Source organism: Companilactobacillus zhachilii (assembly GCF_003606365.2).
GTDB classification, from domain to species: Bacteria; Bacillota; Bacilli; order Lactobacillales; family Lactobacillaceae; genus Companilactobacillus; species Companilactobacillus zhachilii.
The window spans coordinates 1,038,136-1,063,104 of record NZ_CP031933.2 but is presented as its reverse complement, the minus strand read 5'-3'; the positions used below and the strand labels follow the sequence as shown (position 1 = coordinate 1,063,104).

Genomic DNA, 24,969 nt, shown 5'->3' with positions numbered 1-24,969 from the left:
CAGTCCTCTATTTTTCTGCAGCAAAGAACCAACGAGTTGAATCGTCTTGAACATCTGACTCTCCAAAATCAGCACTAACTTGTACATTTTTGAAACCAATATCTTTCAAAATCATCACAAAAGTTTCAATCGGATAAGTACGCTCTTTATGCAACTCAGTATTGACTGAGTAACCTTTGATTTTGTCATTCCAATTAAAGAACGTTAATTCATGCTCGATACTATGTGGATATTCACCTTCAAAACTATTCCACATAAAAGCGGAATCTTCAGTCCGATGATTGAACATATAACCTGGGAAAACTTCATCCATTTGATACAAAGAATGCGCATCAAACAAGTATTTTCCACCTTCATTTAAGTGTTCAAAAGCTTGATTAAAAGCCACGGCCAATTCATCTTCATCTTGCAAATAACAAATGGAATCATCGAAACAAGTAATGACGTCGAACTTATCAAAATCATACAGATCCATCATGTTACTTTGCTCAAATGGAATAGACTTATTAGCTTTTTTAGCCTTCTCAGCTGCAATTTTTAGCATTTCTTCAGACAAATCTGTCCCGGTAACTTGAAATTTATCAGCCAGTAAAATCGTTAAATCACCGGTTCCACAAGCTACATCTAACAGACTTTTGCCTTCTGAAACTTGATTTTCAACATATTGTGCCCATTTTGCATAAAGTGAGTCATCCATCAATTCACTGTAAACACGCGCAAATGAATTATAAATCATTATTCAGTTACCAAATTTGAAATATCAACTTCTGGAGCGTTTGACCAGAGTTTTTCAAGATTGTAGAAATCACGTTGTTCTGACGTAAAGACATGGATAATAACGTCGTGAAGATCAATTAAAACCCATTCAGAGTTACGGTTACCTTCAACGTGACCAATTTCAATATCATTTTTACCAGCATTGTCCAAAACTGATTGAACGATGGCATCTACTTGACGTTGTGATGAAGCATCCATAATAACAAAGTAATCAGCCATGATACTTACTTCACTGATATTTAAAACTTTGATATCATTTGCATGTTTTTCATCGGCTGCTTTCACAGCAATTTCCATTATTTTTTTTGAGTCCAAATTATAATTCTCCTTTTGCTATCCAATAATTGTAACTTACAAAAGTTGCGGGATAGATTGTTCTATTTTTATCTACTAAGTGTTGTACAGAATGTTTCAATTCAAAGGCAACTGCCGCATCAAGTGATTTTTCGGCGTAAGCTCTAGCTTCATCAATACCTGGAAAATCACGTTCGGGTTCAATAAAATCACCAACAAAAACACATTTATCAACTTGTGTCATATTAGTAGAACCTACTGTATGCCGTCTAATAGCATTTAAAACATCCTCGTCATAAATACCTAATTCATCTTTGATAATCTCTGCACCGACAATTCCATGCCAAATTGCATTATTATAGTTCAACAAATCAGGATCTAAATCATGTTTTTTAATTGTATCGATGAATTCTTGATCATCACGTTCTTTAGCATAATCATGTAACAGACCTGCCAAACCCGCTCGATTTACATCTCCACCATATTCAGCCGCTAAACCACGAGCAACTTTTTCAACTCTTAAACAGTGTCCATAGCGAAAATCGCTTAATGTATCTTGCATTTGATTTAAAATATCTTCTCGTTTTAAACCTTGCTTAATGTCATCATAATCAAAATCATCAGCCATTATAAAGTCCCCTATCCTTTATATACCACGCCACATCATCAGGAACAAGGTACTTGACCGACTGTCCCTTTTGAATGCGTTCGCGAATCATACTCGAACTAATCTCAAGCTCAGGAGTATTTACCCAAAGTATAGGATAGTTTGACTTTTTCTCAAAACCTTTTCGACAAACTCCAACAAAATGAACCATTTGTACTAATTCATCAATATGTGACCACTTAGGCAAATTTTCCACCATGTCGCCACCAATAATAAAGTAATACTCCGTATTAGGATTCAAATCTTTCAACATTTTAATCGTGTCATAAGTATAACTAACCCCGCCACGACGAATATCAGTTAGATCCAAATCAAAATGCATATTATCACGAATGGCTAACTTAATCATTTCGATACGATCATTAGTATCAATCGTTGGTATCGCCTTTTTCACCCCACGATGAGGTGGAATTTTATCAGGCAAAAAGAGTACCTTATCCAAACAAAGTTGCTCATAAACTTGATCCGCAATCACCAAGTGACCCAGATGAATCGGATTAAAAGTTCCACCCAAAATACCAACATGACGTTTAGGCAAGTTACTATGAAATTCTAATTTTGCTTTAGTTAATAATTGTTTTTGAGTATTCATAATTTTCATCACTTAAATTTAGTTTAAGAATGCCGTCTCCGGGAACGATAGTGGTTGAAGTCTGCCGTGGGACCGGTTCGAGCCAAGGTCTCTCACCTCGCTTTTGAACCTCGCACAAACCGCGAGTTTCAAAAGACGTCCGTGCTGTAAGAACGGAAAATCACCGTTCTAACACCACCTTCACGGCAGACTTCAACCACTATCGTTCCCTCCGACTAAGTTATCACATTGTTTTTTCAACTATCCGTCAAATTAAGGTTATTTTGAATCAATTTGAATAAAGTTAACACATTCAAATTAACAAATACCCTAGCCGGAGGGCAAGACAGAAACTTAGTCAGCAGTGAAAATTCTGTTAGGACTTTAGTCCTTACAGAATGGACGTATTTTGAGATTTGCGAACTCTGCAAAGCTCAAAATCGAGCCTTGAGACCTTGGCTCAAGGCGGTCCCACAGCAGACTAAGTTTTTGTCTTGCCCGCAGGCGGCCCAATTACATCTTCTCTAGTTCAACCGAATACTTACGATTTTTAATTTTTGAAGCTTTCTTATAAAAAATCATCTTTGAACCGATTGTTTGGATTGGAACGATGTTTGCATCAAACTCAGTTAATGCATCAATCATATCTTGAGGTTCCACTCTAGTATTTTGTAAAAGTGAAATCTTAATAAGTTCATTCTTTTCAATCAAAACTTCAAATTGATTCAAAAGATTTTCAGTGATTCCTTCACGTCCAACTTGGAGTGCCGGTTTCATTGTGGCTGCTTGACTTCTCAAGTAACGGTTCTTTTTTCCTTTAATAATCATGTAATTCTCCTTAAATAATTGCGTTTCTAATTGAAACACGAACTCCATCTGGAACATAAGCTTTCACTTTTGTTCCGGCGGGAATTGTTAACCAACCTAAACCGTAAATAACGATATCTGACTTTTCATGGGCTGAGAAAATTTGGCTCTTAAACTCAGGAAATTCTTTGATATCGGTTGGTGGTGTTAAAATATCGCCTAAATGTTTTTTATAAAATTCATCGGCGTTAGCGGTCTTGGTTCTATGAAGTGGCAATCCTTGGGTAACGTAGAAGGTTGCGTTCGTACGTTCATTTAGAAAATCAAACCGAGCTAGTCCTGCCACAAAAATAGTTTGATTATCGCGTAATTGGAAGGTTGCTGGACGCAAAGGTTTCTTTGGTGTCACAGTCTTCAAATCATTAGCATTTAGAAAATGTGCTAGTTGGTAACGGTGAATGATTCCGGGTGTATCAATCAAGTTGTGACCATCATCCAAAGGAATATCAATTTGATCTAGTGTCGTTCCGGGGAATCTTGAAGTCGTGATTAAATCTTTCACATCAGTTCTAGCACTGATAATACGGTTGATCAAAGTTGATTTACCAGTATTAGTAGTTCCGACAACATAAACATCTTTACCATCACGATATTTTTCGATCATGTCCATCAATTTATCGACATTAGTTCCCTTAACTGCAGAAACCATAATCTGGTCAACTGACTTGATACCATTTTCCTTACTCTTTTGTTGCAACCAGTTCAATAAGCGGTTGTTATTAACTGAATTAGGCAATAAATCAACTTTATTACCGACAACTAGAATCTTTTTGTCACCAACAAAGCGTTGCAAACCAGGGATAACACTACCTTCATAGTCAAAGATATCGACAACGTTCACTACCAATGCATCCTCATCAGCAATTGAATCTAACAACTTCAAAAAGTCGTCATCTGACACATCAACATCAGTGATTTCATTGTAATTACGAAGACGGAAACATCTCTTACAAAAGAGTTCTTTTTCCTCATCGCCATCATCTTCAAGATACTTCTTTAAAGTTGAAGCTTGAACATAACCTGGCTTATCTTTATCCTCAGTTTGAATTTGTGCACCGCATCCCATGCAGTACAACTTTTCATCATTTTCTGTCATTTAATGAATCCTTCCAATATAAATTCTTATCACGCTTTTGTTCTATTTTTAGAATCGGACGCTCAAAAAATCTATTAACGCGGGTTTTCTTTGCATCTGTATCAACAAGCGGCTTGACCAAAACTGTTTTTAATTTAGCCATATTTCCAGCTAAAACATCAGTCATAACTTGATCCCCGACAAATAAAACATTTTTAGGGTCGATATTTTCTTTTTTAATGTGCTTCATGATCACGAATGGCAATGGTTTTACAGCCCGAGCTACGATGCTGACGGGTAACTCACTGACGGCTTTTTCCACTCGCTCATAACTGTTGTTAGACACGATCATAACTTCTATATCATTTTGGGCCATTAGATTAAGCCATTTACGGAGTGATAAATCATATTCGTTACTATTCCATGGCAAAAGAGTATTATCCAAATCTGTCATGATAGTTGTGATACCAAGTTCTTTTAGATCTTCAACATTGATATCAGTGATCTTATCAAGCATAATATACGGTTTAAACATTAATTTAATCCTCATCTTTGCGAATTAGTAAAAAAACGTAATTTGGGGTTATCCAAATTACGTTTTAAAAAATTAAGCTAAAGCTTTCTTAGCTGTATCTACTAAACTTGTGAATGCCTTTGGATCTTCAATAGCGATTTGAGCTAGCATCTTACGGTTGATGTCAACATTAGCTAATTTCAAACCATGCATTAACTTGCTGTAACTGATTTCGTTCATTCTTGCAGCAGCATTAATTCTAGCAATCCAAATCTTACGGAAATCGCGCTTAACTTGGCGACGATCACGGAATGCGTAACGGTATGAAACCATGATTTGAGTATGTGCTGCTTTAAAAGTGATATGTTTTGAACCACGATATCCCTTAGCTAATTTTAAAACTTTCTTACGACGTTTGCGAGTTACTGTTCCACCTTTTACACGTGGCATAATGACTCCTCCTTTTGATTATAAAAAATAATTAATTAGTATGTAGCTAACATTTGTTTGATACGTTTCATATCACTTGAGCTGACCATACCTGGCTTAGCCAATTGGCGACGTTGCTTCTTTGTCTTACCGTGGAAACGGTGACTTGTGTAAGCATGCATTCTCTTCCAACCACCATTAGCAGTCTTCTTAAATCTCTTTGCTGATGCGCGGTGTGTCTTTTGTTTAGGCATTGAAAATCCCTCCACTATTTCTTCTTTTTGTTATCTTTTGCGTTAATTGGATCAAGCATTAAGAACATACTACGACCGTCCATTTTAGGCCTTGTAGTTACCGTAGCAACATCCTTGGTCTTTTCAGCAACACGGTCTAGGACTTCCTTACCTATCTCTTTATGAGTGATTGCTCTACCCTTAAAGCGAAGAGAAACTTTGACCTTATCACCTTTAGCCAAGAACTTGCGAGCATTATTAAGCTTAGTATTGAAGTCGTTTTCTTCAATAGTTGGACTCAATCGTACTTCCTTAAGACTAACAGTTTTCTGTTTTTTACGTGCTTCTCTATCTTTCTTTTGAAGATCAAACTTATACTTACCATAGTCCATAATTCTGGCAACAGGTGGTTTAGCACCTGGTGACATTAGAACTAAGTCCATATTAGCTGCTTCAGCTAAACGTTGTGCTTCAGCTTTTGGCTTAACACCAACTTGATCACCATTTTCAGAAATTAGTCGTACTTCTTTAGCACGTATTTGATCATTTATTAATAAATCTCTTGCTATGAGTAGTCACCTCCGGAGTAATTTAACCCACAAAAAAAAGCGGGCTGCACAAGCATGCCCACTATAATTATCTACGTAATCGTATTAACCTAGAGGCAATTGCATAGGTGAGAAGCGGGCGCTTCTGCTTAATCTCAACAGTTATTAACTATACCAACAAAGTCCTATTCTGTCAATACAATAGAAAAACTTTTCGGTTAGTTTGTTGAAGATTTCAATACATCCAATTTAGCATAATTTATAACTACTTACAAATATTTAAAACCCATTCTATTTAATCAGACTATCAACAATTGCTAAAACAAAAAAAGGAATCTTCATTTAAGAGATTCCTTTATATAGGTAGAAACTTATCACAAAATTGATGCTAACTTATCATCTTTAAATTGTCTACGTAACCTCTTACCCACAACACTCTTAGCAGGAACATCTTTTTGAATTTGTTCATAAATAGCCTTGATTTCTTCAGGGACCTCTTCCCTACTTGCTTGATAATAATTAACAACACAGTGGGATAACTTAGCAATGACTTCAAAGTAAACTTTATCATCATTATTACCCATCAAAGGTCGGGCACATTCTTCAACAGCCTTTTTTAGTTCTGCATTATTTTTAATCATTTGATTGTTATAAGCGGCACCCAAACTTTTTATTAAATTATTACTTTTTTCATCCATAATTTATTTATGCCTTCTTTGCTTAATTTCAAACCATATCTATTATAGACATAAATTTGGATGTTACATAATATTTTTGTTCTTTATATTAAGTTTGTGTTTAAATATGCCGTCTCCAGAATCGGACATTTTTTTTAATTTGGAAATACACTTATCAAATTCATTTGAAGAAAGAACCTAGCCGGAAAGAGTAAAAATTGAGGTTGCTATGAAGGTGGTGTTAGCACTTTAGTGCTTACACCACGGGACGACTTTTGAGACTTGCGGTTTTTGCAAGGCTCAAAATCGAGGTTGGAGACCTTGGCTCCGACCGGTCCCCATAGCAACCTCAATTTTTTACTCTTGTAGGCGGCATATTGAAACAAAAAAAATCCAGAACAATCAATTGACTGTTCCGGATTTTACTATTTAATAATCATTATTTATCTGATTTATCAGTAACGTCTTTACGACTGTAGTTAGCAATATCGGCAACGACACTGTCAACAAACATCTTAGCGTTTTCTGATTCTGAATCTTCTTCACCATATTTTCTTACTGAAACTGTGGCGTCTTTAGCTTCATCATCACCAACAACAACTGTGTATGGAATCTTCATTGTTTGTGAATCACGGATCTTGTAACCCATCTTTTCATCACGATCATCCAATTCAGCACGGATATTCTTAGCACGTAATTCTGAAAGAATTTCGTTAGCGTAATCTGTGTGAAGTTTTTGGTTAACAGGGATGATACGTACTTGTGTAGGAGCCAACCATGTTGGGAATGCACCCTTGTAAATTTCAATTAGGTAAGCAATAAATCTTTCCATAGTTGAAACGATACCACGGTGAATCATAACTGGTCTATGATCCTTACCATCAGCACCAACATATGTTAATTGGAACTTCTCTGGTTGCATAAAGTCTAATTGGATAGTTGATAATGTTTCTTCATTACCAAGAGCTGTCTTAGTTTGAACATCAAGTTTTGGACCATAGAAAGCAGCTTCACCTTCAGCTTCATAGTACTTAAGACCAAGGTCATCCATAGCGCCTTTAAGCATTGATTGTGATCTGTTCCACATTTCATCGTCATCAAAGTACTTCTCTGTATTAGCAGGGTCACGATAACTTAGACGGAATGTGTAATCGTTGATATCAAAGTCTTTATAAACTTCAACCATCAATTGTAGTGTACGCTTGAATTCTTCTTGAATTTGGTCAAGTGCAACGAATGTGTGACCATCATTTAGAGTCATTTCACGAACACGTTGTAGTCCTGACAAAGCACCTGATTTTTCATATCTGTGCATCATACCAAGTTCAGCGATACGTAGAGGCAAGTCTCTGTATGAACGGTTGTGGTGGTTGTAAATTTGGATATGTGAAGGACAGTTCATAGGACGTAGTTCAAGCATTTCGCCATCACCCATGTCCATTGGTGGGAACATGTCTTCACGGTAGTGATCCCAGTGACCTGAAGTCTTATAAGCATTCAAGTTCATAAGGATTGGTGTGTAAACGTGTTGGTAACCCCAAGCAACTTCCTTATCGATGATATATCTTTCGATGACACGACGGATTGTAGCACCATTTGGCATCCAGTATGGAAGTCCAGCACCAACTTCTGGATCAACGAAGAATAAGTCAAGGTCACGGCCGATTGTTCTGTGGTCACGTTCCTTAATTTCTGCACGACGTTTAAGGTCAGCTTTTAGGCCATCTTCCTTGTAGAAGGCTGTACCATAAATTCTTTGTAGCATTGGGTTACTTGATTTACCTTGCCAATAAGCACCGGCAACTGAAAGTAATTCAAAGTGTTTCAAAGCTTTAAGGTTTGTAAGTACGGCATCATAACCGAAGTCAACAAATCCATCTAGTGTGTAAACAGGAATTTGAACTGATTCAATAGCAGCAACTAATGATGACTTGTAAGGATCGTCCTTAAACATTGCTTCAAGGTCCTTCTTGTCCATCATTGATCTTTCAATCTTATCGTTGTTCTTGATAATCTTGTTCATCAAAGCTGTGATTTCTTTTAATTCATCAACACTGATTTGACCTGATTTACTATCAGTATCAACATAGAAACCATCGTCATTAGCTTGTTTTTCACCGAAGTGAAGGTCTTCTTTGAAACTCTTAGCTGCAGCAGCAAATACTAAAGCAGCAGTGTTTCTTAGCACCTTTTGTGCATCTTCTGAATCTTCAGCTGTAATAATTTCAATTTTGGCATCTTGTTTGATTGGACGTTCAAGATCAACCAAAGTGTCGTTTAATTTACCAGCAACAGCTTTTTTACCTAGAGATGTGCTAATTGACTTAGCAACGTCTAAGGTTGTAGTGCCTTCGTCAAACTCCTTAACTGAATCATCTGGGAATGTTAACTTGATTTTTGACATTGACTATTTTCCTCCTAAAATTTGATAACAAAAAAAATACGTCCCTGAAGTATATACATATATTTAAATATGTGCATACTTCAGGGACGTATTTCTACGCGGTTCCACCCACTTTAAAACTGTACAACAAATAACAGTTTTCTCTCATTTGGTTATAAAGTAACCGACCATTATACAGTTTTATGTGAAAGTGGTAACTCCAGTAATGGGTAAGCTTTCAGTAATCGTACCCTCCCTGAATAGAACCAAAGTGTTATCTTTCATGGCTTTATTGAAACATTTATTTTCATTGATTGCAAGTTATTTTTCAAATCTTCTGTTTTGACCGGTAACAATAACCTCACGTGATAAGTACTTAACACGCTCCATAATTCGCTTTGCCTTAACTGGTTCTTCCTCACCACGCTGGTTGATAGCCAGGTGTTTTTCCAATTCTTGCATTGAAAAATTAGATGAAAAGAAAGTTGGCAAATTTTCTTGCATCCGATATTGCAAAATGACTCCTAAAACTTCATCACGAATCCAACTAGACATCGAATCCGCCCCAATATCATCAAGCATTAAGATTTCTGCACCTTTAACTTTATTAACTTTTGCCAAAACACTGTTAGAACCGATCGAGTTTTTCATTTCTACCGCAAAAGTAGGAAAATGCATCATTGTCGTATGAACGTCATGTTTGAATAGTTCGTTGGCAATTGCACCCAGCAAATAAGTTTTTCCAACACCAAAATCACCGGCTAAATATAGTCCCGGTACAAAGCCTTTTTGGTTCAAATAGTTATCGATAAAATCAAGCGATTTGCCCAAGGCGTCTTGTCGACCATCACCATTGTAATCATCCAACTTAGCACTTCTAATGTCAGAAGGCATATCCATCAAAACGAAACCAGATTCATACTGATCACGTTTTTCCCGATTCTGGGTTCTTTCATTAGGATAGTAAGCTACTTCGATATTGTGATTATTTACGATTAACTTAGGATAATAACCACGGGACAATTCACTAGCATGATTTTTGTTATTGTAAAACTCATAAATACTGGCGGCACTCGTTGAAATCGCATTAGGATTGATTGAATCGCTATTTTCTTTCAAGAAGCTTTGAACATCTGGGTCTTTCAAAGCACCATTAAGAAGACGGCGATAATCCTCCGTCAAATTCTTTGAATTTAAATATTCTGCCAGTCTATTTCCTAAATTTTCCATGCTTAATTATCCTTATTTCTTAGTCGTTTCAAGCGATCTTGCATTTCACTGTGACTAGTTTGTTGGTTTTGTTGCTTTGGAACTTTGGCTTTAACTTTACTCCAGTCAGTAGCTTGTTCCACTTTACGATTCCGATTGTTGTTATAGCGGCGCTTAGGATTGCGCGGCTTGTTTTGAAATTCATTGATGCGTTTGAGAGCTTGTTCAGGTGTTTGAACATTATTTTGCTGCCAATCATTGGCCATCGTTTCCATTAATGGCGAAGTTAAGGTCGGCGAATTTTGCAAGATATAGTAAACCATAATATTCAAAACTCCAGCTGACAAATAAGTCTTCATAGCCATATCACGTAAAGCACGCGATTCTACTGTACCCACAAAACCGCCACTTTTTTGTTTTTGAGCCGCCAAAAAATCTGCAGGTGTCATTGACTTCGCTTGTTGCAAAATCAATTGGTCAGAGCGGTTTAGGCTTGTTGCAGAAGTATCTGGAGTTGTCTCCACTGTTGGAGCTTGGTTTTTAACGGAGATATTAGCATTCTTTTCAAAACGGTCCTGCACTGACTTTTTCAAACGTTTAGGATCAATTTTATTGTTGACAATATCACAAGTTTTACCAATTAAATCAATCAAAACCATCTCATCTAATCCATAAAAAGCGTGCAGATTAAGGATCAACTCTTGATTCTCTAATAAATTATCTGGATTAATTCGATACAACTGTTGAATTCGATCAGAAATCAATTCCCAGTCTAATGGTTTAACCTTCTTAGCATTTAACGTAGGTTTCTTAACATCAGCCGTTGTGGCAAAGTTATTTTTCGCGTTTTTAACTTCAGTTGGTGTATTGATCAAATCATTATTACTCAATTGGAAGACTTCCAAGAAATCCTTCGTAATTTCTTGAGAATCTTGCAAAATCAAGTCTGAATGAGCATATTTATCAACCAATAAACGATATTTACTATCACTAACTTGCTCGTATAAGAAGATACTTAGCAAGTCATCCTTAAAAAAGTCATCCGGTGATAAAGGTTCAAACAGTTGATAAACATAATATGGACCAAGATCATCTTTTTTTTCAAAGGTACGGATCAACCCTAATGCTTCAGCTTTAATGCGTGCTTCATAAAACCGTTTCAAATCAATTCCTAATAAACTCAGCAATTCAGCGTGACTTTTACGTTGCGTGACTAGTTCCTTATTAGGTAATTTTTCCCACAACAACAAATAGAGGCTAAAAGCCTCTGTTCCCAAAATGGGCAAATATAAATCGGTTAAAACGTGACGATCATCATCATTCAAATGACCATTTGGCAAACACCAATAGCCTACTAGTGGTGTAAACTTTTCTGATCCAAAATTACTTGTAGACACTGGCATCCCTCTTACTTCTTATCAATTTTATTACCGTTTGCCATCATCTCTTGAACTTCACGCATGAAACTATTCATGTCTTTAAATTCACGATAAACGCTAGCAAAGCGGATATAAGTAACATCATCAACCTTGGCTAAAATTTTCATGACATGTTCACCAATAATTTGTGAGCCAACTTCACTTTCACCGTTAGCTCTGATTTCATTTTCAACCTTATCGACGATATCGTTCATCTGATCCATGGTAACTGGACGTTTCTCGGCTGCACGAACAATTCCCCGAAGTAATTTCTCACGACTGAATTCCTCACGATTACCATTTTTCTTGATAACCAAGAGCGGCGACTTTTCTAATCTTTCAAACGTTGTAAAGCGAGTACCACAGTACTCACATTCACGACGTCTTCTAATGGCGCGTCCTTCATCGCTGGGACGACTGTCAATTACTTTTGATGAATCATGATGACAATGTGGACAAATCAAAATTCCAACCTCTTTTCCAAATCAAAGTTGTGATATTAGTTTTTTAAATTCCTGTTGAAGCTGTGTTAAATCTCCTGAATTATCAATTACAAAATCGGCTCGACGTTTCTTCTCATCCATCGACATCTGGGAGTTGATTCGGTCCAAAGCAACTTTTTCAGACAGATTATTACGTTTCATAAGTCGAGCTAATTGAATCTCCGGACGTTCATAAATACTAATAACACCGTCAAAGTAATCCTCATAACCGCCTTCAAATAACAGTTGAATCTCAAAAATGGCAATTGTTTTACTAGTAGACCTTTTGATCAATGTAATAGTCTCTAAAATTTTCTCTTTAATTAATGGTCGCGTAATTCGGTTCAATTTTTCTAATTCATTACGATCACTGAAAACAATTGAGCCTAGCTCAGCTCGGTTCAAGGTTCCATCTTCATTCAAAATTTGCTCTCCAAATTGCGCAACGATTTGTTTTAACCCTATCGAATTAGGAACGACTACTTCCCGGGCAAATGAATCGGCATCAAATATTATGAATCCGTGATCCCTAAACATTGCTAATACCGTCGACTTTCCAGCAGCAATTCCACCAGTTAATCCGTAAATTTTACTCATTTGACAACTTGACACTTAGGACAAAAATGCGTTCCTCTTCCACCGACTTTGATTTTAACAATGTCAGTTCCACAACGTGGACAAGGTGTCCCCTCCTTACCATAAACTTGGAGACTATTTTGCATATTTCCTGTGTGGCCTGTTGCATCAACATAGGATCTAATTGTTGAACCGCCTGAAGCAATCGCATTTTTCATCTCTTGATTAGAAGCTTCAATAATGTTTTGGATATCTGTATCAGTTAAATGGTTGGCCGGTGTTTCCGGATGTAATTTAACCTTCCACAAAACTTCATCAACATAAATATTTCCTAGACCGCTCATTACTGACTGATCCAACAAAACAGTCTTAATGTCTTTACGATGACGCATTATTCTTGGTTTCAGGTCCTCAAAAGTAAATTCTACCGAAAGTGGCTCAGGACCAAGTTTGTGAATTGATTTATTGTTAGCTAAATCGTCGGTATTCCACAACTGCATACGACCAAATTTTCGAACATCATTATAAATCATTTTTTGACCATTATCTAATGTAAAAATGGCGTGGGAATGTTTATCAATGGCACTTGGATCTGCCGAAATTCGATAGCGGCCTTCCATTCTTAGATGACTAATAATTGTATAGCCATTATCCAAATGAATCAACAAAAACTTTGCCCGACGACCTACATCAGTAATAGTTGCCCCGGTAACAAATTCTTTAAACTGGTCAACATCCCCAGTAATTAAATTTTGATAGCGTATTTCAACATCAGTGATTTTACGTCCTTTGACTTGAGCATTCAAACCACGTCTAACTGTTTCTACTTCTGGCATCTCTGGCATATTATCAACCTACTTTGCTTCATACCAAGTTTGACCATGAGCTGTTTCGACCTTCAAAGGAACATCAAGTTTGACAGCTGAATCCATCACGCTTGGCACTAATTTTTCTAAAGTCTCAATTTCTGATTTTGGAGCTTCAAAAATCATTTCATCATGTACTTGTAGCAATAAATTAGCTTGCAAGTTTTCTTTTTTCAACATCTTCTGCATATTGATCATGGCAACTTTAATAATATCAGCCGCACTACCTTGAATAGGCGTATTCATTGCCGTCCGTTTGGCAAAATTTCTAATATTAAAGTTACTTGAGTGAATATCTGGTAAATAACGACGACGGTGCATAATTGTTTCAACATAACCGTTCTCGCGTGCATATTTAACAATATCATCCATGTATTTCTTAACACCAGGATATTGTTCAAAGTAAGATTCGATAAAGGCCGCAGCTTGTTTTCGACTGATACCAATATTTTGTGACAAACCATAATCACTAATTCCGTATACAATTCCGAAGTTAGTAGCTTTAGCTTGACGACGCATATTTGGTGTTACCTCATCAGTACTATTCAAGCCAAAAATACGCATGGCCGTATGAGCATGAATATCGTAATCTTCCTTAAACGCCTCTTGCATATGTTCATCACCCGAAATGTGAGCTAAAACACGTAATTCAACTTGTGAATAATCGGCTGAAAAGATTTCCCAATCTTCATGCTGTGGCACGAATGCCTTTCTAATCTGCTTACCTTCGTCGATTCGAATTGGAATATTTTGCAAGTTTGGTTCAATTGATGACAAACGACCTGTTTGGGTCAAAGTTTGTAAATAAATCGTATGAATCTTGTTATCTGGTTGAACAAACTTTTGTAATCCGACTACATAAGTTGATTGAATTTTAGAAATTTGACGATAATCTAAAACCATCTGAACTACTGGTGACTTATCTTTTAATTTCTCCAAAACATCAACTGATGTAGAATAGCCAGTCTTAGTTTTCTTAACAACAGGTAATTTCAAATCTTCGAACAAGACTACTCCCAATTGTTTAGGCGAATTAATATTAAATTCTTTGCCTGCTTCTTGATAAATTTTCTTTTCAATTTCGGCTAAACGAGTGGCAAAAGTATTTTCCATTTCTTTTAACTTGGAAACTTCAACTGTAATACCTTTAATTTCCATACTGGCCAAGACATTTGATAATGGAAGTTCAATCTCATCATAAAGACTGTCCTGATCATTATCTTTCAATTCAGACATCATCTTATCTTTTAAAGTTGCAATTACTTGTGCCTTTTGAGCTAAGAAGTTCAATAAAATATCAGTGTCTTCAGGAACAGCCTTCTTAACACCTTTACCATAAAATTCTTCTTCTGATGGCAAATTGACATTATAGTTTTTGGCAACTAAACCGATATCTTGCTTGTTATCATTAGTATCCAATAAATAGGCCACTAATAACATGTCAAAACTAATACCAGCTATATCACAACCATAACGATGCAATAACGCAATCGTTCGCTTGTTATCAAAGAGATACTTTTCCTTTGTCTCATCAGCTAGCCAAGCTTTCAAATCAGCATTTTCTAATACCGAAACATCAGTCGTTCCGTAATAGTTTTTACCATCCGATATTGCTAAACCAACAATTGGAGCCAAATGATAATTTTCACCAAAACCTTCAACGATTAATGTTTGTGGCTTAGTGTTACCAGCAATTGCTTTAATAGCAGTAGCATCTAATGGTTGCACTTTAATATCTGCTAAAGCTTCAGAAGTATTTTCTTGTGGAATATCCATTCGACTTAAGAAAGTTTTGAAGTTCATTTTTTGATAAAACTGAACTAATTGTTCTTGGTTATCACCACGATACTCTAAATCACCCAATGACAATTCGACTGGGGCTTCCAAATTAATCGTAGCCAACTTTTTACTCAAAAATGCTTTGTCTTTGTCATTAATTAAGTGTTCTTTTAATTTACTCTTCTTCATCTCATCGACATGATCATAAATACCTTCAACGCTACCGTATTCATTAATCAATTTGATAGCGGTTTTTTCACCGACTTTTTCAACACCAGGATAATGGTCAGATGTATCACCCATTAAGCCCTTCATATCAATGATTTGTTTAGGTGTAATGCCTAATTTTTCTTGAACGTGCTCTGGGGTATATGCTTCGGTTTCCGTAACACCTTTAACGTTAACTTTAACCGTAACTTTATCAGTTGCTAACTGAGTCAAATCACGATCACCGGTGATAATCGTCACGTCCATGCCATCCAGTTCAGCTTTACGTGACATTGTACCGATGATATCGTCAGCTTCATAGTCTGGTAACTCATACGTTTTTATCCCACGGTAATTTAACATCTCTTGAATCAATGGCAATTGTTCCATCAATTCTTGGGGTGTCTTAGCACGTGTACCCTTGTACTCATCAAACATCTTGGTTCTAAAAGTTGTCTTACCAGCATCAAAAGCAACTAAAGCGTGTGTTGGTTGTTCATCTTTTAAAATCAATTCCAACATGTTGTTGAATGCGTATAGTGCATTTGTGTGGATTCCTTCGCCAGTAACAAACTTATCTAAAACGTTGTGCATAGCAAAGAAAGCTCGAAATGACACACTATTTCCATCTATTAAAAGTAATTTTTTATTTTTTGACATATATTCTCCAATAAAACTGAATTAACTAATTCTATTTTAACAAATCAGACTGCGTTGTAACAGATTAGTGAAATTAAAGTTACCCATCACTACGCAACCTCCAGTCAATATGCATGTTAAATATTCCGCCTCCAAGAGCAAGAGATTTTGGTAGCTATGGGGTTAACCTATAATCACTTGACTGTGAAAGATAAAAAACAACTCTTACCGCATCAGTTTTTTCTCAACTTTGGTTATAGAATCCAATGTAAAAAAAGGTTAGATATTTTTCTTGGTATACAAAAAATATCTAGCCCTTTTGATTATATTAAACTTCAAATAATACAGCACTGTTTTAAAAATAACAAATATATTAGTTTCTGGGTGCAAAAAATATTGGCTGCAGTGACGGTGGTGTAATGGCTTTAGTCATTACACCACCGGACGAGTTTTGAAATTCGCGTACTTTGCGAAGTTCAAAATCGTGGTTCGAGACCGCTTTTCGGCTCGAACCGGTCCCCACAGCGCCAACATTTTTTACACCCAGAGACGGCAACTAACCAAACTTCCCAAGATTTTCAATTAATCTTTTTGTCTTTCATATCTGAAATAAACATAAATAATTGATAACAATACTAGTAACGATAGAACAGTTAAAATAGCAAAGTCAATTTTTGCACCCGCTATTGTGTTCAAAACTTCATTATTGGTGCCACTTGTTATAGCCACTGCTGAAATAACAACCGACAAGACATTTGTTCCTAGTGAACCCGCATATTGTTGCATCATACTATAAAGCGAATTTTGGTCCGACTTCTTCGCCCCCTTTACTTGAACGCTTCCGTCGGATAATGAGACTCCAAATCCCATACTGAAACCAATCCTTACTAAAATATAAATCCAAATAATCCCCACCATCGTCAAGCTTTCACTCTTAATCCAAAATAGACCTGAACCAACAGTTATTAATAAACCGCTGATCAATAGTGGAATCCAAGCTCCTCGTCTATCGTACATATAACCGGCAATAGGGCCGACTGCTGCACCTAGCAACGAACCCGGTAGTAGCATTAATCCAGCCTGTGCTGAATCTAGTTTTAAAACTGTTTGAGCAAATATCGGCAAAACAAATGACAAACCGATATTTATAAATTGCAAACTAAAGTATCCAAATAAACGTAACCTCAAAACTGGAACTCTTAATATTGAAAAATCTATCAATTGACGACTACTTTGACGATTGTACCAAGTAAATATTATAAAAATCACTAACGAACCTAATACCCAAAGTAAAAATTTCTTAGAATCCCAGCCATAGCGACCTGCTTGATCAAAAGTAAATAAAATTGTTGAGAAAATTATGGCTAATCCTGCCACACTCAAATAATCAAAGGAAATCCCCTTTGTACCTCGAGCTTGACCACGAATAGTAAAAATCCCAATAATAAACAATAAAATAATTAATGGCAAAACACCTACAAATATTTCACGCCACGACCACAAGCCATTAACGACACCACCATAGGTAGGCCCTAAGGCAGGAGCTAATGAAATTACAATCCCAGCTAAACCAGTATATAGCCCTAACTTAGAAGTAGGTATTTCCTCAAAAATCAAATTGAACATCAATGGTGTTGAAAGTCCTGTAGAGACTGCCTGTAATAATCTCCCACCTAGCAAAACTGGAAAATCAGGTGCCATTAAACAAACCAGCGAACCGATAAAACAACAAGCGGTTGCGAAAATAAATAACTTTAGCGGATTAAATTTTTTCAAAAGATAAGCCGTTGTACTCATAACAATTGTTGTTAACAATAAATATCCCGTTGTCAGCCACTGAACTGTACCCAGACTGACGTTAAGCATTTTAACCAATGTTGGAAATGTCACATTCATTGATGTTTCAATTAAAATACCTGTAAATGATAACAATCCCACTGCCAAAATTGACAATTTAACCCGAGTTGATACGGAATTATCCAAACCAATGACCTCTTTTCATACAAAAAGGCCATGACAATCTGCTCTGTCATAGCCTAGCTCTTACCCTATACTTTACTATTTTAAAAAAATTTATGCTAGAAAAGAATCTAACTTTTATAACAAATCAGCTACTTCATTCAGCCCAACATTTACTTTTTTATTAACTAACTCACCTTTTTTATAAACTAGTTTATTAGCTTGTCTAATTGCAGTAATGTCATCTAATGGATTTTCGTCCAATACCAAAAAATCAGCAAATTTATCAACATCAATACTGCCATATTGGTCATCAATCTTTAATAATTCAGCCGCATAAATGTTTGTTCCTAATAGAGCTTGATAAGGTGTTAATCCTAATTCAGTAAGTAATACAACTTCATCTGCCGTGCCCGTGTCAAAACTATTAAAGGGTGTTCCAGCATCGGTCCCAACAATAATTTTGACACCTTTTTGTGTAGCCATTGTTGCATTTCTGAATAAATCGGCCTTAACAGCTTGATTTTTCAAGTACATATAATTTGGAACTTTACCTTTTGCAAATTTTTCAATATTAACACAGGCACTCAAGGTCGGTACTAAGCAGATATCATTATCTTTCATAAATTCAGCTTGTTTTTTATCAAGATAAATTCCATGCTCAATTGAATCAACACCAGCATTGAGTGCAAACTGAATTCCACGATTACCTTGGGCGTGTGCTGCCACTGTCATGTGCTTACTGTGAGCTTCTTCAACCGCTATACGAATTTCTTCTTCTGTTAATTCAACATCGTCAACTTGGTCAGTTGGTGACATTACTCCACCTGTGACCATGACTTTAATATTGTTAGCACCACGTTTGAAATTCTGACGAACGGCATGACGCATAGCATCGTTAGAATCCGTAATATGACCCCAAGTCGTTTCCCCATCAAGTCCTTCAACAAAATCTGCGTGGCCACCTGTCATTGTCATCGGACGACCAGATGGTAAAATTTCAGTTCCTTTGAGTTGCCCATCTTCTTGTAACTTACGTAATTTAATATCAACATCAAAGGCACAACCACAGTCTCTCACATAAGTAACTCCTGACAGCAAAAGTTTTTGCAAATTATTCAACGCCTCGAAAGTCACTTCAGTTTCAGATGCATAATTAAATTTATTGAGAAAGGGATCCATCATGATATGAGTATGGGCATTTATCATCCCTGGCATCACGTATTTTCCCTTCAAATCTATTTTCTGACTGTCATCATTGGGAATACCTACCCCAATTTCAGTAATACGACCACTTTCATTGACGGTAAAATAACTATTTCTAACAATTGTTTCGTCAATTCCATTAAATAAATTGAGGTTGGTAAATGTCTTATTCATCTGTATCTCCTAAAATTTTAATTAAGTCTTCGACAAATCTTACTAATTAAAATACCTTAACGCCTTTTTTATAAACAGCTTTATCAGCTTGTTGAACAGCCTTAATATCAGCAATGGGATCATCATCAAGCACTAAGAAATCGGCGATTTTTCCGGTTTCTAGTGAACCATATTTGTCATCAATTCCTAACAAGTGGGAACTATTTTTTGTTGCTGATAGTAAGGCTTCTTCATTGGTTGCTCCAACATCAGTCAGCAGTTCTAGCTCTTTTGGAATATCGCCGAAACGATTGAATGGAGTCCCAGCATCAGTACCAAAAGATAATTTAACTCCTGCAGGAATGGCTACTTTCATACGTGCATAGAATTGTTCCTTGAAACCTTTGGCTTTTTCAATCATATAATCTGGCAATTTGCCTTCACCATAGGCTGGAATAGAGTATGTTGCGATAACTGTCGGTGTTAAATAAATGCCTTTTTGCTTAATTAACTCAATGTCATCATCTGTAATTAAGCAACCGTGTTCAATTGAGTCTACTCCAGCAACAATTGCTTCATGAATACCTTTGGCACCTTCAGCATGGGCGGCAACTGTCATATGTTTGTTGTGAGCTTCTTCAACAACAGTTTCCAATTCAGGCATTGAAAGTTCTACATCATCAATCTTATCAGTCGCCGACATGACACCACCGGTAACCATGATTTTGATATTTTTAGCACCCAGTTTAAACTCACGACGAACAGCATGACGCATTTCATCAGGGGAATCGACAATATTGCCCCAAGTTGTTTCGCCATCAAGTCCTTCAGTAAAGTCAGCATGTCCACCTGTGATTGACATTGGACGTCCAGATGGCACTATTTCGGTTCCACCCAATTGACCTTCTTCTTGTAAGCGACGCAATTTAATATCCACATCGAAGGCACAACCGCAATCTCTCACATAAGTAACACCAGCTTGAAGTGCCTCTTTTAAATTATTTAACGCTGTAAAAGTAACTTCAGCCTCTGACAAATAATTCAACTTATTAGTAATTGCATTCATCATTAAGTGAACATGCGAATTGATCAATCCAGGCATGACATACTTTTGTTGCAAATCAACGATGTGTTCAGCATCAGGTGCATCTTTAAAGCCTAACTTAATAATTTCTCCAGACTTATCATCAACGATAAACCAAGCATCTTTTTGAATTTGAGCTGTTTTGCCATCAAATAAATTAAAATTCTTGTAAAGAGTTTCCACGATAAAGTCCTCCTAAATAAAATTTAAATTTAGCTTAAATTGAAATAGTTTTAAAGTCAAAATGTACAAATTATTTTTGATATAATTATACTTTTTGTCTAATAAATGCTTTATTTATTGCCATATTTATTAAATGCTCGCAAAATTTGCGCTGTAACTAATAATTTTTGCCAATAAATTTCAGGAGGTCAAAAATATGACTTATCTACTATCGTTCACAACTGTCATGATTTTCATATTGATCGGTGAGTGGGCCTCTGCCGCTACCAAAGCATTCGTACCTTCAATTTTCATCACCGCGGTCCTCTTCGCCATCGGATTTTGGACTATTCTACCAAAAAATATCGTTACACAAGCTTCTTATACACCCCAATTCGTCGGGGTTGCGATGTCGATGTTATTGGTACAGATGGGAAGCTTAATGGATCTAAAGGAATTGGCTAACCAGTGGAAAGCTGTTTGTATCGCGCTTCTAGGCGTTACTGGTACATTAATTTTCACTTTAACCATTGGATCATTATTCTTTAACTGGAAAACAGTTGTTGCTGCAGTTCCACCATTAACTGGTGGTATCGTTGCTGCATTATTGATGACTAACGGATTGAAAGCTGCCGGCATCACAACCCTAGTAGCTCTCCCAGTTTCAATGTTTATCATGCATTCAATGATTGGTTATCCATTAACGGCCCTCCTTTTGCGTAAAGAAGGACATCGACTTTCAACTAAATATCACAATGAAAAAGACGACCCCACTTCTGAAGTCGCCCAAATTATTAAAAAACATAATCTTTCTGAAACAGTTAATAAACCAGCTTTTAAATTGCCTGACCAATTTCAAACACCCGTCTTTATCATTACTCGTGTTGCCTTGATTGCTTTACTAGGAAACTGGTTAGCCAGCCTCGTTCACGGAGAAATCAACGCCAACGTCATCTGTCTAATCCTGGGTGTAATCGCCCATCAACTCGGTTTCATTGAAACAAATGCCCTTGATAAAGCTAAAGTCTTCAACTGGCTAATGTATGGACTATTGTCATACATCTTTGCCCAACTAAGCTTGACCACACCTGCTATTATCGGACATATTATTATTCAAATTATCGTTTTAATTTTACTAGGAATCCTCGGTATGTTTGTAGCCTCATTCCTATTAGCAAAGCCATTTGGTATGAGCCGTGAAATGGCCTTTGCCTGTTCATTAACAGCCCTCTTTGGATTTCCTGCCGATTTCATCCTAACAACCGAAATTTGCCAAAGTGTTGCTCAAAGCGACGACGAAAAAGCCTATCTAACCGAATCCATCTTACCTAAAATGCTCGTCGGAGGATTTGCAACCGTATCAGTGGCATCAGTTATCATCGCATCAGTCTTTTTGAAACTTTTGTGATAAAACCACATCAACAATAAATTTAGATTACTGTGAATTAAATTTTCAAAAGTATTAATGATTAAGTAACCAAATGTTAAAAGTTTCAAAATAGACTTTAAGTTATGACACTCTAGTTTTCCGAAGTATCAAGATAGTAAACAGCATACAAATCAATCTCAATATTGTAAAAAAACAACAAATAAACTAGCCTCCAGGAGCAATGAAATTAGGTCGCTGTGAAGGTGGCGTTATGGCTTTAGCCATTACACCACGGGACGAGTTTTGAAATTCGCGCACTTTGCGAAGTTCAAAATCGAGGTTGGAGACCTTGGCTCCAACCGGTCCCCATAGCGTACCTAATTTCATTGCTCCTGGAGGCGGCATATAAAAAAGCTAAGCAATCCAAAAATCAGATTGCTTAGCTTTATTTTTATTGTTGATTAGGATTCAAAGTGCTTAACAATTGTTCATAAGCAGTTTCATACTTTTGAACATCCCCGGCACCCATGAAAATCATCACTGTATTGTGATAATCCAATAATGATGAAAGGTCGTCAAGCGTTAGAACGTTACCACCCTTATGAATCTTGTCACCAAGATCTTTACTTGTAATATCACCATGGGCTTCACGAATGGAACCAAAGATATTAGTCAAGTAAACTTCATCAGCCAAATCAAGTGACTTAGCAAAGTCATCCATTAAGGCTAACGTTCTTGTATAAGTATGTGGTTGGAAGACAGCAATAATCTTTTTGTCAGGATATTTTTGTCTAGCAGCGTCAATGGTAGCTTTAATTTCTTGTGGATGGTGAGCATAGTCATCAATGATAACTTGATCAGCTACTTTCTTTTCGCTGAAACGTCTCTTAACACCACTGAATGTTTGTAGTTCACGGTTGATCAAAGCGTGATCAAGTTTTTCCATATGACCGACACCGATAACAGCTAGTGAATTAAGAACATTGTGTTCACCAAACAATGGAACTTGGAAATTACCAATATTTTCACCATTAATTGAAACATCAAATGATGAACCTTTAACAGTCCGCTTGATATTAGTTGCACGAATATAATCTGATTCATTCAAACCATATGTATAAATTGGAGCATCAGCCTTGATTGACTTAGCATGTTTATCTTCACCCCAGATAAAGATACCCTTCTTAGTCTTTCTAGCTTCTGACTCAAAGGCATCAACAACATCATTGATTCCACCGAAGAAGTAATCAGGGTGATCAAAATCAATATTTGTAATGATCAAGTAATCTGGTGAGTAAGCTAAGAAGTGACGACGATATTCATCAGCTTCAAATACAAAGAATTTTGCATCTTTGATACCTTTACCAGTACCATCACCAATCAAGTATGAAGTCTTAGCAATTCCACTAAGTGTATGTGCCAAAAGACCAGTTGTACTTGTCTTACCATGTGAACCAGCAATACCAATTGATGTATAATCATTAACCAATTTACCAACTAATTCTGGATATGTAATAACTGATAAATGCATATCATTAGCTTTTTTAATTTCTACTTGGTCATCATTAAAAGCGTTTCCTTTAACAATTGTCAAAGCTTCATGAATATTATTTTCATCGAAAGGTAAGATTTTAATACCTGCTTGTTCAAGGCCACGTTGAGTAAATGTATATTTATCAATATCTGATCCCTGAACTTCATATCCTAGGTCTTTCAAAATAAGTGCTAAAGCACTCATACCTGTACCTTTAATTCCAACAAAATGATAGACTGTATTTTCCATAATAACTCCTAATCGAACAAATTCTTAGCTGCTTCAAAATCAAATGCTTGTCCTGCTGTACCATTATCGAGTACCAAAATTCCACGTTTTTGTGGTGCATTAGGAATACCTAATTCACGAGCAGAACAAATCATCCCATAACTATCAACGCCACGTAAGGCACCAGGCCAAATTTCAGCTCCGGTTGGCATTACCGCACCCGGCAATGCAACGACAACTAGTTGACCTTGTTCAATATTTGGCGCACCACAAACGATTTGTACAGGTTTATCTAAACCAACACTTGTTTGAGTAATGTGCAAATGATCTGAATCAGGATGTGCTTCCATTTCATCAACATGTCCAATAACGAACTTGGGACTATTATCAGTCTCTAATTTATCAGAAAAACCTGCTTTAGCAATGGCACTATTCAAAGTGTCTACTTGCTTGTCATCAAGAAATACTTGACCGGATTCATTTTGGATACCTAGCGCTTCACCAAGTCCAAAAAGTTGAATCCAATGGCATCATTAGTTTCTGTATTAAAAATACGTACTACATTATCTTTTTGAGTCGTATCTTGTGCCGCAACATCTTCTGCTGTCTCGACAATCAAGACATCCCCTAAAACATCTGGATTATAAAAGCTTAATAGCAAGTTTTTTCCCTCACTTGATTAATTTATTTGTTAATTAATATTTAGTATTATGCCGTTTCCAGAGTGAAGAAAGATTAACTGGCGGTTCGGACCGGTCTGAGCCAAGGTCTCAGACCTCGATTTGAAGACTTGCAAGCAAGTCTCCAAATACGCCCGGTGGTGTAAGTGCTAAAGCACTAACACCACTTTCACTGTCTGTTAATCTTTCTTCACTCTTCCAACTAGTATCATTTTTATTAAATATTCATATTTGTAATAAGAAAATTCATATGAAAAATTCAACCAGAAGTAACTAATACACTAGCCTCCGAGCGTAAGAAATTTAGGCAGCAGTGAAGGTATTGTTATGGCTTTAGCCATTACAATACGGGACGAGTTTTGAAATTCGCGTTCTTGGCGAAG

23 protein-coding genes and 1 pseudogene are annotated in these 24,969 nt (G+C 36.5%); 1 reads left to right on the top strand and 23 read right to left on the bottom strand.

Features of this window, described 5'->3' with window-relative positions; all coding sequences use genetic code 11:
- Positions 1-7 precede the first annotated feature (7 nt).
- The 21 genes from D1B17_RS04695 to D1B17_RS04595 form a co-directional block, all read right to left on the bottom strand.
- On the bottom strand, positions 8-736 hold the full coding sequence (locus D1B17_RS04695) for a class I SAM-dependent DNA methyltransferase (RefSeq protein ID WP_120142810.1): 729 nt from the start codon (positions 734-736) through the stop codon (positions 8-10).
- Positions 736-1,092: a ribosome silencing factor gene (gene rsfS, locus D1B17_RS04690; RefSeq protein ID WP_120142811.1), complete on the bottom strand. Its 357-nt coding sequence runs from the start codon at positions 1,090-1,092 to the stop codon at positions 736-738. The genes D1B17_RS04695 and rsfS overlap by 1 nt, the downstream gene beginning before the upstream one ends.
- A gap of 1 nt (position 1,093) precedes the next feature.
- Positions 1,094-1,699 carry a bis(5'-nucleosyl)-tetraphosphatase (symmetrical) YqeK gene (gene yqeK / locus D1B17_RS04685; RefSeq protein WP_120142812.1) on the bottom strand — a complete coding sequence of 202 codons (606 nt, stop codon included), beginning with the start codon at positions 1,697-1,699 and terminating at the stop codon, positions 1,094-1,096.
- Complete coding sequence (locus tag D1B17_RS04680; RefSeq protein ID WP_120144267.1) at positions 1,692-2,330, bottom strand: nicotinate-nucleotide adenylyltransferase; 639 nt, start codon at positions 2,328-2,330, stop codon at positions 1,692-1,694. The genes yqeK and D1B17_RS04680 overlap by 8 nt, the downstream gene beginning before the upstream one ends.
- Positions 2,331-2,822: 492 nt before the next feature.
- Complete coding sequence (locus D1B17_RS04675; RefSeq protein ID WP_120142813.1) at positions 2,823-3,137, bottom strand: YhbY family RNA-binding protein; 315 nt, start codon at positions 3,135-3,137, stop codon at positions 2,823-2,825.
- 10 nt (positions 3,138-3,147) lie between these two features.
- Positions 3,148-4,272, bottom strand: coding sequence for a ribosome biogenesis GTPase YqeH (gene yqeH, locus D1B17_RS04670; protein WP_120142814.1), 1,125 nt, complete (start codon positions 4,270-4,272; stop codon positions 3,148-3,150).
- Positions 4,259-4,786: a YqeG family HAD IIIA-type phosphatase gene (locus tag D1B17_RS04665; protein ID WP_120142815.1), complete on the bottom strand. Its 528-nt coding sequence runs from the start codon at positions 4,784-4,786 to the stop codon at positions 4,259-4,261. The genes yqeH and D1B17_RS04665 overlap by 14 nt, the downstream gene beginning before the upstream one ends.
- A gap of 72 nt (positions 4,787-4,858) precedes the next feature.
- Entirely contained in the window at positions 4,859-5,215 is a 357-nt protein-coding gene (rplT, locus tag D1B17_RS04660) for a 50S ribosomal protein L20 (RefSeq protein WP_057892750.1), read from the bottom strand.
- Between the two features lie 35 nt (positions 5,216-5,250).
- Complete coding sequence (gene rpmI / locus D1B17_RS04655; RefSeq protein ID WP_025084493.1) at positions 5,251-5,448, bottom strand: 50S ribosomal protein L35; 198 nt, start codon at positions 5,446-5,448, stop codon at positions 5,251-5,253.
- Positions 5,449-5,462: 14 nt separating this feature from the next.
- Positions 5,463-5,996 (bottom strand): translation initiation factor IF-3, encoded by a 534-nt coding sequence (gene infC / locus D1B17_RS04650; RefSeq protein ID WP_120142816.1) that lies wholly within the window; start codon positions 5,994-5,996, stop codon positions 5,463-5,465.
- 353 nt (positions 5,997-6,349) lie between these two features.
- Positions 6,350-6,673, bottom strand: coding sequence for a bacteriocin immunity family protein (locus D1B17_RS04645; protein WP_120142817.1), 324 nt, complete (start codon positions 6,671-6,673; stop codon positions 6,350-6,352).
- A gap of 418 nt (positions 6,674-7,091) precedes the next feature.
- Positions 7,092-9,056 carry a threonine--tRNA ligase gene (gene thrS, locus D1B17_RS04640; RefSeq protein ID WP_120142818.1) on the bottom strand — a complete coding sequence of 655 codons (1,965 nt, stop codon included), beginning with the start codon at positions 9,054-9,056 and terminating at the stop codon, positions 7,092-7,094.
- 300 nt (positions 9,057-9,356) lie between these two features.
- A complete protein-coding gene (gene dnaI / locus D1B17_RS04635; protein ID WP_120142819.1) occupies positions 9,357-10,265 on the bottom strand; it encodes a primosomal protein DnaI in 909 nt (302 codons plus the stop codon).
- A gap of 2 nt (positions 10,266-10,267) precedes the next feature.
- Positions 10,268-11,641 (bottom strand): DnaD domain protein, encoded by a 1,374-nt coding sequence (locus D1B17_RS04630; protein ID WP_166806618.1) that lies wholly within the window; start codon positions 11,639-11,641, stop codon positions 10,268-10,270.
- Positions 11,642-11,652: 11 nt separating this feature from the next.
- Positions 11,653-12,126, bottom strand: a complete 474-nt coding sequence (gene nrdR, locus D1B17_RS04625; RefSeq protein WP_120142821.1) for a transcriptional regulator NrdR — start codon at positions 12,124-12,126, stop codon at positions 11,653-11,655.
- A 21-nt stretch (positions 12,127-12,147) separates the two neighbouring features.
- Positions 12,148-12,741, bottom strand: coding sequence for a dephospho-CoA kinase (coaE, locus tag D1B17_RS04620; RefSeq protein WP_120142822.1), 594 nt, complete (start codon positions 12,739-12,741; stop codon positions 12,148-12,150).
- Positions 12,738-13,565 (bottom strand): DNA-formamidopyrimidine glycosylase, encoded by an 828-nt coding sequence (mutM, locus tag D1B17_RS04615; RefSeq protein WP_120142823.1) that lies wholly within the window; start codon positions 13,563-13,565, stop codon positions 12,738-12,740. Before mutM ends, coaE begins: the two co-directional genes overlap by 4 nt.
- 9 nt (positions 13,566-13,574) lie before the next feature.
- Positions 13,575-16,232 carry a DNA polymerase I gene (gene polA / locus D1B17_RS04610; protein WP_120142824.1) on the bottom strand — a complete coding sequence of 886 codons (2,658 nt, stop codon included), beginning with the start codon at positions 16,230-16,232 and terminating at the stop codon, positions 13,575-13,577.
- A gap of 561 nt (positions 16,233-16,793) precedes the next feature.
- A complete protein-coding gene (locus D1B17_RS04605; RefSeq protein WP_166806698.1) occupies positions 16,794-18,200 on the bottom strand; it encodes an MFS transporter in 1,407 nt (468 codons plus the stop codon).
- A 108-nt stretch (positions 18,201-18,308) separates the two neighbouring features.
- Positions 18,309-19,550 carry a metal-dependent hydrolase family protein gene (locus D1B17_RS04600; protein ID WP_120142827.1) on the bottom strand — a complete coding sequence of 414 codons (1,242 nt, stop codon included), beginning with the start codon at positions 19,548-19,550 and terminating at the stop codon, positions 18,309-18,311.
- A gap of 46 nt (positions 19,551-19,596) precedes the next feature.
- Entirely contained in the window at positions 19,597-20,796 is a 1,200-nt protein-coding gene (locus D1B17_RS04595) for a metal-dependent hydrolase family protein (protein WP_120142828.1), read from the bottom strand.
- A 196-nt stretch (positions 20,797-20,992) separates the two neighbouring features.
- Here D1B17_RS04595 and D1B17_RS04590 point away from each other — a divergent pair, with 196 nt between their 5' ends.
- Positions 20,993-22,183 carry a hypothetical protein gene (locus D1B17_RS04590; protein ID WP_120142829.1) on the top strand — a complete coding sequence of 397 codons (1,191 nt, stop codon included), beginning with the start codon at positions 20,993-20,995 and terminating at the stop codon, positions 22,181-22,183.
- A 412-nt stretch (positions 22,184-22,595) separates the two neighbouring features.
- On the opposite strand, the gene murC is transcribed toward D1B17_RS04590, so the two are convergent.
- Together murC and ytpR are read right to left on the bottom strand one after the other, a co-directional pair.
- A complete protein-coding gene (gene murC / locus D1B17_RS04585; RefSeq protein ID WP_120142830.1) occupies positions 22,596-23,927 on the bottom strand; it encodes a UDP-N-acetylmuramate--L-alanine ligase in 1,332 nt (443 codons plus the stop codon).
- Positions 23,928-23,935: 8 nt separating this feature from the next.
- Positions 23,936-24,567: pseudogene (gene ytpR / locus D1B17_RS12750) on the bottom strand (YtpR family tRNA-binding protein).
- Positions 24,568-24,969: the final 402 nt, after the last annotated feature.